Consider the following 13,083-nt stretch of genomic DNA (forward strand, 5'->3'; position numbering starts at 1 on the left):
GCTTTTTCGGTGGGGCGGTACCCGAGCAGGGTGCCGCCCCTCCGCCGTTGCGGGGGCTGGGTCTGTGGCCGGTGCCCCGGTTATGGTGGCGGTGGGACAGAAATGCCGAGCCACGGGGGGCAGTTGTGTCATCGGACTACATGGACTCCGATCCCGCGGTCCTCAAGAGCGAGGGCTACACGATGTTCAGCGTCGGCGTGGACTTCGCGAAGGCCGTGAAGGAGCTCCAGACGGGGCTGACCGCGCTGGAGAAGGGCGACACCCCGCCCTGGGGCGACGACGACATCGGCGAGAAGTTCGGCGTCGTCTACGAGGGCCTGCGCGACGGCATGTACGAGTCGATGGGCAGCCTCGCGGAACGCGTCGCCGGGATGGGCGTCGCCTTCACCAAGATGGGCCTGGCCCACGAGAAGAACGAGGCCGAGCAGGACGCCATCTGGCGCGACACGATGGCGGACTACGACGGCCAGGTGAAGGTGCCGTCGGGGGTGGCGCAGGGACAGCTGCACACGCGGCCGTCGAACTGAGCACTGCCCCCGCCGTTCGCGGCGGACCACCCGCCCGGGGGACGAGTACGCGACCGCCATGTGGGGGACCCCCGGCGTCAGTAGGGTGAGAGCCGTACGTCGTTCGCACGTCAGGAAGAGGCCCAGCGGCATGACCGAGGCACGCACCAACGAGGCCGGGACCGCGGCCGAGGACACCAAGGCGCGCAAGGAGCGGGAGCGGGACGAGTTGTACGCCCTCGACATCTCCGGCGTCGAGTGGCACTGCGCGCCCGGCACCGAGCAGGACGAGGAGCGCGTGGAGATCGCGCACCTGCCGAACGGCGCGGTCGCCATGCGGTCCTCGCTGGACCCCGGCACCGTGCTGCGCTACACCGAGGCGGAGTGGGAGGCGTTCGTCCTGGGCGCGCGCGACGGCGAGTTCGACCTGGAGCCGGCGCCGAGGGGCGGCGAGGCGGGCGCGTAGCGGCGCGGTTCGGCTACGGGGGCGGGGGCGGGGATGCCCGTGTCCCGGGGATGCGGCGGAGCGGGGGCGTAGCGGGCTGGCTCGGCTACGGGGGCGGGGGTGTCCGTGTCCCCGGGGTGCGGCGGAGCGGGCGCGTAGTGGGCTGGCTCGGCTACGGGGGTGGGGGTGCCCCCCGGGTCGCGGTCGTGCCGTTCGCATCGCCCACCGTCGTGTTCGGCGCCGGCCAGGCACCCTAAGATCGGGGCCGTATCGATTGCGGCCGCGACGGCGGAGGACGGGGACCCATGACCGGCTCGACCGAGGACTACGCACCGCACCCGCACATAGGCGGCCGTACGGCGGTGTTGCGCGCGCTCGCCGCGTGGCGGGCGGCGGCGCCCGGCGCCCCGCGCGTGGTCGTGCTCACCGGGGACGCGGGCAGCGGGCGTTCGCGACTGCTCACCGGGTTCCTCATGCTGTGCGAGCCGGAGTACCGCAAGGGGCTGCCGCTGGACGCGATGGACCCGTCGACGGTGCCGCCGGAGCTTCCCGCGCCCGCGGTGCCGAGCGCCGAGGGGCTGACCGCGGCCCAGGTCCTGTGGCTGATCGCCGACCACTTCGAGCTGAGCGCCACCGGCGTCGAGGGCGTGTACGCCGAACTGGCCGCGCTGGCGGAGCCGGTGACCGTCGTCGTCCCGGACGTGGACCGGGCGGGTCCGGTGCGGACCGCCGACGAACCGGCCCGGCTCGTCCGGGAGGTGCTGGCCCCGCTGGCCGCCACCGAGACCGTACGGCTGATGGCCGAGGTGCCGCGTCCGCTGGCCGCCGCGCTGGTCGACGGGCTGCCGCCGGGCACCGCGCAGATCATCGACCTCGACGCACCCGAGTGGGCCGACCCGGACCTCCTGGTGCGGTACGCACAGGCCGCGCTGAACCCGGAGTTCGGCGCACCGGAGCTGCCGTTCACCGTGGACCCGGCCACCCGTCTCGCGCTGGGGGCGGCGATCGGGCGGCGGGCCGGCAGTCCCCTGGTCGTCCAACTCACCGTCAACTGCGTCCTCATGGCGCCGGAGGGCTTCGACCCGGCCGACGAACGGTTCCTGCCGACATCGGTCGGCGCGGCCCTCGACCTGCACGCCAGGCGACTCGGCACCGATTCGCAGACGCTGCGGCTGCTACTGGCGCCGCTCGCGCTGGCCGAGGCGGACGGGGTACCCGTCCAGCTCTGGTCACGGCTGGCGAGCGCCGTCGCCGGGCACGACATGAGCCCGGCCATCGCGGGCGGCATGCTGCTGGCGGGGCCGTTCGTGCAGCCGGAGGAGGTGCCGGCCGCATCGGAGGAGGAGGGTGCGGAGAGCGACGGAGCGGACGGGGGGCGCACGCTGCTGCGGCTGATGCATCCGGCGCTCGCCGAGGAGATCCGCGCCGGTCTGCCGAACATCGTGGCCGCCCAGACGCAGATCGCCATGGCCCTGCTGGAGGCGGTGCCGGACCAGGACTGGGGCAAGGCCGACCCGTACGTCCGCGACCACATCGCGAGCCACACGCTGGAGGCCGGGCTGCTGCCCCAACTCCTCACGGACCCGGGGCTCTTCGTGCACGCCGATCCGGTGCCGCTGCGGGCCGCCGTCGAGGCCGTACCGCTGGAGCAGTTGGGCGCGCCGGCGCGGACGTATCTGCGGACGGCTCCCCTGCTGACCCGCACCCAGGCGCCCGCCCTGCTGCGGGCGGCCCTCCTGGAGACCGCGTTCGTCGAGGACGGCCTGCCCGAGTACGCCGAGGCCATCCACGGACGGCTCGGCCTGGACCTGCCCTGGCAGACGCTGTGGAGCCTGCCGGTGGCCGGAGTGAGCGCGGTGACGGTGGGCAGTCTGCCGGGCACGGAGGGGGCTGCCGCCACGCCGGTCGCCGTCCTGGTCGTGCCGCCGGGCACACCGGGGGCGCGGCCCGTCGGCGCCGGCACGGATGGCGGGGAGCCGGGGGCCTCCGTACTCGTCCACGGCCTGGTACAGCCCGGTCTCCTGGACGACGTCGACCTCGACCTCGACCGGATCGTTCGCCCGTCCGAGGAGGAACGGGCCGCCGCGCCGCTCGGCCTGAGCCGTGGCGGGGACTACCTGCGGGTCTGGAACCGGGCGGACCAGGAGGTGGTGGCCGCGCTGATCTCGGACACGCCCTTCACGGCCGCCGACCTGTCCCCCGACGGCGTCCTGCTCGTGGCAACGGAGCGGGGGGCGAAGGCCCTCAGGATCCGGGCGGCAGGCGCGGAGATAGCCTCGTAGGCACGACGTACGACCGACGAGCGCGGCCCAGCCCGTCCTTCCTCTCCCAAAGCACCGAACAGACCGATCGAAGGAGCCTCCCCGTGACCAGCCAGGAGCAGGCGCTCGCCGTCGCCGACCGTTGGCTCAACCCGGAAGGGTCGACGGAGCCGCGCCGCGAGGTCCGGATGCAGGAGTTCGACCTGGGCTGGGTCGTGTGGGCGGCACCCGCGGCGCCCGAGCGGGACCCGGAGACCGGGGAGCGGCGGCCGCCCTCCGAGATCGGTGCCTCGTGCGGGGTCGTGGACCGCCGCACCGGCGAACTGACGGTCTGGCCGTCGGTGCCGGTCGAGGAGGTCGTGCGGATGTACCGGGAGAAGCACGGGGGCGCGGGCGCTGCCGGTGCCTCCCGTGGTGGCGAGCGTCCGGTGACCGGTCCCGGGAACACGGCCGTCTTCACGTACGTCGACCCCGCGAACGGTGAGGAGACCACCCTCTTCCGCACCTCCGCCCCGGGGCAGCCCCCCGCCGAGTACCAGGCGTGGTCCGAGCTGCGGCGCATGCAGGTGCCCGTCGAGAACGTGGTCGCCGTCCACACGGACCTGCGCCCCAGCCTGCTGCCCGGCGGCTACACCGCCGAGCTCCTCAACACCTTCCGCAACGCCCAGCTGTCCTGCTCCCAGACATACGGTGCCCGTGCCGAGACGCGGGCCGAGGGCATCGCGGCGCTGGTCGAGCAGGTCGAGACGACGCACCGGATCGCCGGCCAGCAGCCGCCGCCCCGCCCGCACCGCGTGCCGGTGCCGACGCAGGTGACGCCCGCCGCGCCGATGTCCGACGAGGAGCTCGGCCGCCATCTCGTCGAGGTGTTCGGCGGGGAGGGCGTACGCCGCTACGCCGCCGAGGACGTCGAGGGCAGCGCCCTCCCGGAGACCGCCGTGTCGACGCTGACCTCGGCCGGGCTGCCCGACGACCTGCCGCTCTTCTTCACGGCCGACCGGCCCGAAGCGCCCCCGGCCGGCGGCCTGTTCACGGACGTCTCGACCAATCTGCGCGAGCGGCGCAGCCCGGCCGGCGAGGAGAAGATCGCCGCCCTGTCCTACCTGGTCCGCGTCGGCTTCGACGGGGTCGCGGTCATCGCGGTGCAGTGCCTGCCCGGCAGCGGCCAGCCGGACGGCCTGGGCGCGCTCTGGGCGGTGGACCCGGTCACCGCGACGGCCCGCTACGTCAACGTCTCGACCGCCGCGTTCGCCCGATCCCTGGCCCTTCTCGCTACGGCACGGCAGCGGATGCGCGGCCTGGACGCCGTCGAGGCGGGCGCCGAAGTGGCCTCACTGCAGGAGCAGTTGGTGGCGGTGGACGCGTCGGCACTCACGGATCCGGACGCGTGGTGGTCGCTGGTGGTCGAGCAGATGTGGCACGGGTTGTTCTGACGGTCGGCGGATCGGCGGTGGACTTGGGGGCATGTCCGACTCGGCTCCGGGCTCTGCTGCAGAACTACACGCTGCATGCTGGCCTCGGCGGGGAGCCGTATCGAGCGCACTGCGATCAGAGACGACCTGGAGTCCACGCTGGCCGACGCCGACTCCGTGGGCACCGCCGTCTGGATGAGTGCACTGCGATCGACCGACTGACTGATGTCCATGCCGGCCGGGCCATGACCTTGGTTGTTCGGTGCGCGGCGGCGACGGGTGGGAACGGCCGCACGAAACCGTCAGTACAGCGAGAAGCCCCCACTGTGCCGGCCCCCGCCCGGCTTCTGGCCGCCCGGTTCCGCGGGCCTGCCCTGGGTGTCCTTCTGACCGGCGTCAGTGCCACCCTGCAATGGCTCGCCGTGCCGGAGACGGTCGCGCTCCTCCTCGGGCAATGACTCCCACTGGCCGCGCAGCGACGCCAGCCCCCCGCTGCCGAAGGCCCGGGCGAACGCAGGGTCGTCCAGGGCGTCGCGCAGGGCCAGCCGGCCGGACAGCATCCGCTTGGCGGCCTCCTGTAGGTCCTTGCTCACGTTGTCGGTCTGCGACAGCTTGCGCAGCGCGGAGTTCAGGGACTTGATCTGCTCGGGTTCGAGTGCCTCGTCGAGCACACCGCGCTCGGGCGACGCGCCCTGCGGGTTCGATGAGTTGTCGGGCTGCCGTGCCATGTCGCATCTCCTCGCTGTTCCGGTCCGCTCGTCGGCCCCCGCAGTATCTCGTGATCTCGTGCGGGATGTTCCGGGGGACCGCATGGCTGCCGCGGTGGCCACCCCAACCGTACGGCCACCGCCACAAGCAGCCGTACGGCCCTCCACAACAGCCTCACATGCGGACACAGCTGTCCCACGGCGCCGAACAGCGGTACCCACCCGACCCGCCCAGGACGACGGGCCGCTCGGCGATGCGATCAGGGCAGCGCGTTGCCCAGCGTCGCGCCGACCGCGCCCACGATGGTCGTCATGAGCGCCCAGCGGGTGCGTCCGCGCCGGGCCAGTTCCACACCGGGGGTGGCCGAGGCGAGGCCTATCGCGTAGGCCACGGTCCAGGCTCCGGCCTCCGTACCGCCGTTCAGCCGCCCCACGATCGCGAAGAGGCATGCCACCGCGACCAGCGCTCCTATGGCCATGAGGCCGCCCCGAGCGCTCCGCGCCTGCTGCGAGCGCTCGCTCGGCGTGCTCGGCTCCGATGGCCTCTGAGGACGCGCCCGCGGTTCCTCCACGTCGTCCCGCACCAGACTGTCCGCGCCGCGTTCCGCCAGCATTTGTTCCCCATCACGCGTCGTCATGTGCAGGCAGCGTAGCGCCCGCAGGGCCGTGCGCGAACGGCGGGCGAGTCCCGTGGGTGGGAGCGCAGACGGCCATCGACTGTCGCTCAACGGCAGGCGTCAGCCTGGCTGTTCAGGCGCGATCTTGCTGAGGGGGGTGCGGGGGGCGGTGGACCGCCGATCGCCCCAAGAGCAGGGGCACCTCGAGGAAGGGTGTGAAGCGTTCGGCACGGAATCGCGGCGACTCCGGCCGAGTGGTCCCGTCAACAGCTCCGTCCTGAAACGGACTTGTGACAGCACCACCCTGAGTCGGTTCGCCGGTGATTCCGTAAACTTTGCGGACGGCTGTACTCCTGTGTGATTTCCCTGGACGGGTGAGGGAGTTGTACGGCCGTTCGGTCTGACGGGGGTGCTTTCTGCTGTGTCGATGATGCTGCCGGACGAACTCGAGTGGGTGCTCGAGATGCTGGGCTACCGATGGCCCACAGCGGACGAGGACAAGCTCAGAGACTGTGCCGAGGTGTGGCGGCAGTTCGGCGAGAAGGTCAACGAGCTGCACGGCACGGCGAACGGCGCCGCCCGTCAGGTCACCGCACACAACGCCGGTGAGTCGATCGACAAGTTCGTCAAGACGTACGAGAAGTTCGACGGCGGTGGCGGCGGCGGGGACGGTTACCTCCGCAACGCCGCCGAGGCCGCATTTCTCATCGCAAACGTGCTGGAGGCGTGCGCCTACCTCGTCGAGTTCGCCAAATGGGCGGTCATCGCCCAGCTGATCGCCCTGGTCATCGAGATCATCGCCGCGCACGCCGCCGCTCCCTTCACCTTCGGCCTGTCCGAGGTCGCCGGCCTCGGCGCCACCCAGGTGACCCGTCTCATCGTCCGCCGCCTCCTCGACGAGCTGAAGCAAGCGCTGCTCGAGGCGATCGTGGAGACGATGAAGGAACCCGCCATCTCGGCGATCGAGGCGATCATCACCGACCTCGTCCGCCAGACGGTGAACGTCGGCTTCGGCGCTCAGGAGGGCTACGACGTCGGTGCCACCCTCAAGGCCGGTGGTACGGCGGGACTGGACGCGCTCAAGCAGAGCCCGCAGACGTTCGCCGAGGGCGTCCGCGACAGCCTGGGCCAGAAGGCCGGCAGCCGGGCCCGCCATGCGATCGACAGCCGCATCGACGGCTACGACGGAACGTCGGGGCTGCCCGACGGCGACGTCGGCAGCGACCCCGGTTCGGACAGCAACTCCAGGTCGTCCTCGTCCTCCGACTCCCCGTCCCCCAACTCCTCGTCGTCCAACTCGGACAGCAACTCCGGTAGTTCCAACTCGGATGCGAACGGGTCGGACTCCTCGACGACCACGCGTTCGGGCAACGGCACCAACCTGCCCGGCACGAACATAGGCAACGGCATATCCGCCGACACCGGCGGCAACAACATCGGCGGACCCGATGTGGGCTTGGGCCCCGACTCCGGTTCCGGGCCGGGTTCGGACTCCAGCGGTCCGTCCACGTCGGACACCCCGTTCTCGCGGCCGACACAGGCGCCGTCGGACTCGTCCCTGTCCGACTTCGACGACCCCTCGCCGGGCAGCCGCTCGCCCATCGGCTCCGACAGCCCCACCGGCTCCTCCGGCACGCCGAGCACGTCGGGCCCGTCCCACACCGGCGGTGGCTCCCCCGTATCCGGGCTGTCTTCCCCGTCGCCGCAGTCCGCGCCCACGCACGCGTCGTCCAGCAGTCCGTCCTCCTCGCCGACGGGCGGCTCGATCGGCACTCAGATCGACAGCCTTGCGGCCACCACACCCACGCAGTCCAACGCCGCGCCGACACCGACGGCCGGCGACGCCTCCCCGACCGGCTCCGGAGGCCGTCCGGACGGTGGCTCGGGCATCCCGACGTCTCCCACGGCAGCCGCCCCGGCCGGCACGGCTCCTGCCGCGAGCCACAGTTCGGGCGGGCCATCGGGCGGCGGTACGTCTCCCACGAGCCCGCACGCCAACTCGGGTCCGGCGAGGAATCCTTCCGCCAGCACGCCCGGCACGGCGCCCACCGCCGGGACGGGACCGGCCTCCACCCCCCGCACCACCGGACCCACGGTGCCTCGAAGCACACCCGCTGCGGACGGCCGCGTCCCCGGAACCGGGGACAGCCGTACGCCGGGCACGCCCGACAACCGAATACCGGCGCAGCGCCCCGGAGGCACCCCCACGGGAGACGCCGGCACCACACCACGAAACACCCCGGGCACGCCACCCGGCGACCGCCCCGCGCCACGCGGCAACCCCACCACCCCCGGGGACGGCAACACGCCCCGGCCCCGCTCGACCACGCCGACACCGAACGACGGCACGCCGTCCCGCACCAACCCGAGTACGACGCCGAACGACAACTCGACGCCCCGGAACACCCCCGGTGCGAGGCCGAACGACAACTCAACGCCCCGCAACAACCCCAGCACGACACCGGGCGACAACTCGACCTCCCGCAACAACCCCGGTACGACGCCGAACGACCGCAGCGACCGTACGGCACCCCGCACCACCACCCCCGGCAACCCGAGCACGACCCCCCGGGGCGACAGCACCCCTCCGCGCAGCACCCCGGACCAGCCCGGCAGCAGCCGTACCCCCACACCGGGCCAGAACGCCGCCCAGTCGACGCCGCCCGCCTCAAGTAGGCCCACCACGTCGCCGTCCACGCCGACACCAGGCGGCAGCACCCCCCACTCCCCGTCGACGTCACCGGGGGCCACCACGCACAACCCGACGTCTCAGGGAACGCCCGGTACGGCGAACCAGCCAGGCACCGGCACCCCGTCCCGCCCGCCCCAGCAGCCCGCGGGCAGCACGCCGAACCAGCCCGGCACCCAGACGCCGTCACACACCCAGCAGCCCCCGGCGAGCACCCCGAACCACCACCAGCAGCAGCCGCAGGTCACGCCGGTCCCGATCCACCACGTGACCACCACGCCGAGCGGACAGCCCACTCCCTCCGCGCCCCACAACAACCCGGATTCGGGCCCGACCACGCCCGACCGGCAGAGCACCCCCGACACTCCGAAGCCGAGGGACGTCTCGACCCCGGCCTCGGAGACGCGCAACACGAACCCCCCAGGTGGCGTGACCGATCCCACCCGGGCCGAACAGGACGCCCTGGAGAACTCGGTCCCCCGGGACGAGAACGGCGACCCGACCCGTCCGCCGGACCCGGCCGACGGCCCCTGGGTGCAGCGCATCAACGGCGAGGGTCCGGACGCGCCGGGCCGGAGCAACAACTGCGTCGACACGGCCCTGTCCACGGTCGACACCTACGCGGGCAACCCCACGGCTGCCGGCGCCCGTACCCCCGACCTGGACGCGGACGGCAACCCTTCGGACCGCGGTGAGAGGGGTGGCCGCGACCGCATCGAGAACACGCTCGGTGCCCGCTTCAGCGACATGGGCAACGGCCACGACGCCTTCAATCGCCTGGAGAACACCCTCCGCGACAGCGGCCACGGCTCCCAGGCCGTCATCATCACGCAGGACGCCAACGGCCGCGCCCACGCGTGGAACGCCGTCAACCACAACGGCAAGATCACCTACATCGACGCCCAGACGGGCCAGCAGAGCCGAAACCCGCTCCACAGCGGCGACCACGGCGTCTTCGCCATCCCCCTGGACTCGAACCGCCAGCCGGTCACGCCCAAAGGAACCGTCGACGCCGATCAGTCCGCGCCGGACTCCGACCGTCGGACTCCCGAAACAGCCGATCATCCTGACCGTCGACCAGCCGCGGAACCGGCGGGGGCTCCAGACGAATCGAATTCCGGCAACGCCGAAAACAAAGATCATCCGAGGGACGATCCGCAGCGCAGGGAACATGATCGGCTAACCGAGCCGGAGACTGTCGACTCAACGCACTACGGCATGGCCCCTATGCCGGATCAGCAGAACCTGCGACAGACGAACGACGTTCGCCAGCTCAACCTGGATCCGGTGCACCAGCACCTGAACCGTTGGCTCGATCCAATCCCGAACGAGAACGGCAACGGCACACGGATTCCACTCGTCGAAGCACTCAATTCTTGCAGTCCACCCCGCCCCGACGACCCAAACCACAAACCAAGTATTCTGCGGCACGATGATCTGGCGAGGATTCTCCCGGGTTTCGCAGACATGCACCCGGGGGAACGCGGAGCAGTAGTCGCATCGCTGGCCCGCCTCAGCTTGAATTTTCACGAGTCGCATGCAGCGGGTGCCAGCCCTGAGCCACAGGCCGATTATCCGAGTCGAGGCCCCGAGAAGCACGCTAAAGCTAACTGGGTACCGGCGCGGCGGGACGAAGAAACCACGAAAGCTCTCAAAGAGCAGCTGGGCGGAATCGCTGCGAGCCTCGAGGCTTCAGGAGTACATCGCCCAGACTTCACGGGGCGCAACTACGCAGCCGTCGAGGTCTATGATCCAGTCAGCAAGCAAATTAGCTATGTTGTTGACAGCTCTTACCCGGGAAGCGACAACAAGCACTCCGAAAAAAATATTCTAGATTACCTTGATACACTCAACCAGCAGCGCGACGAAAATTTCCGCTATGAGCCACTCAGTATGTACACCGACCGTGAACCATGTGGCCATGGTTCAGGCTACGCAAATTGCGCCCGACTGCTTTCGCAAACCATGCCAGGGGTCGACGTTTTCTATGGCACGGGATACCGAAAGGAGGCAGACATCGTGGACCCGAATGCACTCCCTAAGGGGACGACCTATAAGCGACAGTTTGAAGCCGACCTAATCAAGAATCTCAACAAGCTTGGCAAGGTTTGGATTAGAGCCATGGAGACTGGGGAGTTGCAGAAGAGCCCCACCACTTAGTTGCACCGAGATGTAGAGGATTACGCCAACATGCATGCTCCACTAGGCCCAAAGGAAGCGGTCGATCAGCTCCGCGCACGACTGAACCGCCTCCCTCCCACGAAGGGCTTCCTGTACCTGGATGGCCCTTCTGGCGCTGGAAAGAGCCGACTGCTCCGGGAGTTCGCCGATGCGACGCCCGGTGCCGTGCTCATCGATGCCGCGGGCTGTACCGCTGAGCAGATAGCAGATCGCGTAATGCGCGCCCTCGGTGTCCCTTACGAGGACAACCGATCCCTCTTCGCTCTGTACCTACAGGCAGAAGACCAGGACCTCAGTCACGTTGTGATCTTGACGAACACCCAGTGGGCCGGGACAACGCGGCACACAGATGAGCCCGAAGAAGTGGCCATCAGCGGTATCGTCAACGCGTTCGGCCTCAAGTCCGGAGACACCGGCATCAAGTTCATCGTCGAAATCGACAGTGAGGTGTACGACCTCAGCCGACGTTCGGACCGCATCGTCCTCGCGCCGGGGCCCGACACCACCAGGTGGTCCCCCGACTCGCTCCCACCACGCGTGCGCGCCGCCCTGACCGCTCTGGCCCTGTCGGAACGGCATCACGTGCGCTTCGACGAGTGGGAGGCCCTCTGCTCCGTGTTCGGCACCGACTTCGAAGAGGTGGAACTGCGGACCATCGCCGCGGAGTCGTCTCTCGTCACGGTCGCCCCCTCGGCACAGCCCGTCGGCTTCGCTCACGAACGCGACGCTCGGGCACTGCGCAGCGAGGTTCCCGCAGAGGCGTACCGGGCCTTCCAACACGCCATCACAGGGCGCCTCTTCGCCTGCACGGACGACGACCCGCTCATCTCCTATCTCGCCCATTCCCTTCCTGCCCATGCCGCAGCCGCCAACCGCTTCGACGAGTTGCTGGCAGATCCCCGGCTTCTGGCCAAGTGCACCCACCCCACGCTGCTCGACGCACTGCGGTTGGCGTTCCCCCACCGCATCCCCGCGGGCAGCACAGCCGCCGACTTGTATTACCTCCGCAATCTCGGTCTGGCGCCGTCCTCGCAGGCGGAGTGGGTGTCTTTGCTGCATCTCGTGGCACTCAGCCAGGGAGACACGGAACGCGCCGACGCCTTGGCCGAAGCTGCCGGTCCCCTGCCGTGGCGCACCGTATGGACCCACTGGCGAGCTCCCGGCCGCGTCCGCCCCTGTCCTCCCCAGATCGACGGCGTCACCGCGCTACGAGCCGCCCCGGATGGCAGCACCGTGACCAGCTCCACCAGGGACGGCCACGAACAAACCTGGGACGCGGCCACCGGCCGACTCCTGTCACGTACGGGAGAGTTGACGGGAGCCGAGGGATCAGTCGTCGAGGAAGCCACACCCACCTCGCCAACGCCCACTCCTTGGGAAGCCGAGACATCGTGGAACCTGGTTCGGGCGACAGCTGTAGGCAACCCGTCCACTCCCCGTGTGATCCAAGCACCCAAGGCTGACGAAGTCGCCTGTGCCGGGGATCTGATCGTGCTCGGCGGTAACCGAGGGCTCTATGCGATCGAGCTCAACCCTGACTACGTCGAAGACAGCCCACTGCCAGCACTCCCTGCCGTCACCTGGTACACGGAGGTAACCCCACGCCCGTACGACGAGGCCGCCTGCCGCCCCACCCGCGAGCTGGTACTCGACGTGTTCGACGCGGACATCGCCCCACTCCTGACCGAAGACAAGCTGCCCGCCGGCCTCACCCACGAGGCCACCCGCCTCTTCCTCACCGAAACCGGCTTCCCCGCCGTCAGCAACTTCCTCACCCTCAACACCCACAACCTCGCCGGCACCGGCTTCACCCAGCACACCTGGGAAGGCACCAAAGACTTCGAAACACCCATCGGAGAAGGCCCCTTCTACGAACTCGGCACCTGGATCGGCGGCATCCTCCTCCTCGACGGCCCCACCGGCCGCGTACTGCGACAATCACGCAAAAACGCGGTCGACGGCGACCGGCCCGGCGACCCCCTCGCCGGCACATCCCTGGCCCAGTTCACCGCCATGGTGTGCCTCCAGTGGAAGTACATGATGGCGTACGTGACGGACGGCGGCCTCGACGGAGACGACCTCATCGAAGAACTGAAAACCTGGCTCGCCGGCATCGACCCCGCAGCGGCAGCCACCCGCAACTGGGGACACGTCACAGAGACAGACGAATTCATCTACTTGTAGGCAGCCAAGAGGCATGGCGGGGCGCTCGGTTTGTCACCGCTCGCCATACTGCTTCCTGGTCACAACTGAGAGACCCGACCC

7 protein-coding genes and 2 pseudogenes are annotated in these 13,083 nt (G+C 70.2%); 7 read left to right on the forward strand and 2 right to left on the reverse strand.

Going from position 1 to position 13,083, the window contains the following annotated elements; all coding sequences use genetic code 11:
- The first annotated feature begins 140 nt into the window (after positions 1-140).
- From ACFRAC_RS21795 to ACFRAC_RS21810, 4 genes are all read left to right on the forward strand, one after another.
- Positions 141-527, forward strand: coding sequence for a hypothetical protein (locus ACFRAC_RS21795; RefSeq protein ID WP_361347218.1), 387 nt, complete (start codon positions 141-143; stop codon positions 525-527).
- Between the two features lie 130 nt (positions 528-657).
- Positions 658-972, forward strand: a complete 315-nt coding sequence (locus ACFRAC_RS21800) for a DUF397 domain-containing protein (RefSeq protein WP_382926036.1) — start codon at positions 658-660, stop codon at positions 970-972.
- 284 nt (positions 973-1,256) lie between these two features.
- On the forward strand, positions 1,257-3,233 hold the full coding sequence (locus ACFRAC_RS21805) for an ATP-binding protein (RefSeq protein WP_382926039.1): 1,977 nt from the start codon (positions 1,257-1,259) through the stop codon (positions 3,231-3,233).
- 83 nt (positions 3,234-3,316) lie between these two features.
- Complete coding sequence (locus ACFRAC_RS21810; protein ID WP_382926042.1) at positions 3,317-4,645, forward strand: SUKH-4 family immunity protein; 1,329 nt, start codon at positions 3,317-3,319, stop codon at positions 4,643-4,645.
- A 281-nt stretch (positions 4,646-4,926) separates the two neighbouring features.
- Here ACFRAC_RS21810 and ACFRAC_RS21815 read toward each other — a convergent pair whose 3' ends face one another.
- Complete coding sequence (locus ACFRAC_RS21815; protein ID WP_382926045.1) at positions 4,927-5,352, reverse strand: hypothetical protein; 426 nt, start codon at positions 5,350-5,352, stop codon at positions 4,927-4,929.
- Between the two features lie 239 nt (positions 5,353-5,591).
- Complete coding sequence (locus tag ACFRAC_RS21820) at positions 5,592-5,969, reverse strand: hypothetical protein (RefSeq protein ID WP_382926047.1); 378 nt, start codon at positions 5,967-5,969, stop codon at positions 5,592-5,594.
- A 406-nt stretch (positions 5,970-6,375) separates the two neighbouring features.
- Between ACFRAC_RS21820 and ACFRAC_RS21825 the strand changes: the two genes are divergently transcribed.
- From ACFRAC_RS21825 to ACFRAC_RS21835, 3 genes and pseudogenes are all read left to right on the forward strand, one after another.
- A complete protein-coding gene (locus ACFRAC_RS21825) occupies positions 6,376-10,797 on the forward strand; it encodes a toxin glutamine deamidase domain-containing protein (RefSeq protein ID WP_382926050.1) in 4,422 nt (1,473 codons plus the stop codon).
- Positions 10,798-10,827: 30 nt separating this feature from the next.
- Positions 10,828-11,085, forward strand: a pseudogene (locus tag ACFRAC_RS21830) (ATP-binding protein); the annotation flags it as partial.
- Positions 11,086-12,468: 1,383 nt separating this feature from the next.
- Positions 12,469-13,002: pseudogene (locus ACFRAC_RS21835) on the forward strand (SUKH-4 family immunity protein); the annotation flags it as partial.
- Between the last annotated feature and the right edge of the window lie 81 nt (positions 13,003-13,083).

Source organism: Streptomyces sp. NPDC056628 (assembly GCF_042792555.1).
Taxonomy (GTDB): domain Bacteria; phylum Actinomycetota; class Actinomycetes; order Streptomycetales; family Streptomycetaceae; genus Streptomyces.

What these genes read in the sequence shown, in the direction of transcription:
- ACFRAC_RS21795 (WP_361347218.1), top strand. Translation starts at nt 141, where the DNA reads ATGGACTCCGATCCCGCGGTCCTCAAGAGCGAGGGCTACACGATGTTC.
- ACFRAC_RS21800 (WP_382926036.1), top strand. Translation starts at nt 658, where the DNA reads ATGACCGAGGCACGCACCAACGAGGCCGGGACCGCGGCCGAGGACACC.
- ACFRAC_RS21805 (WP_382926039.1), top strand. Translation starts at nt 1,257, where the DNA reads ATGACCGGCTCGACCGAGGACTACGCACCGCACCCGCACATAGGCGGC.
- ACFRAC_RS21815 (WP_382926045.1), bottom strand. Translation starts at nt 5,352, where the DNA reads ATGGCACGGCAGCCCGACAACTCATCGAACCCGCAGGGCGCGTCGCCC.
- ACFRAC_RS21820 (WP_382926047.1), bottom strand. Translation starts at nt 5,969, where the DNA reads ATGACGACGCGTGATGGGGAACAAATGCTGGCGGAACGCGGCGCGGAC.
- ACFRAC_RS21825 (WP_382926050.1), top strand. Translation starts at nt 6,376, where the DNA reads ATGATGCTGCCGGACGAACTCGAGTGGGTGCTCGAGATGCTGGGCTAC.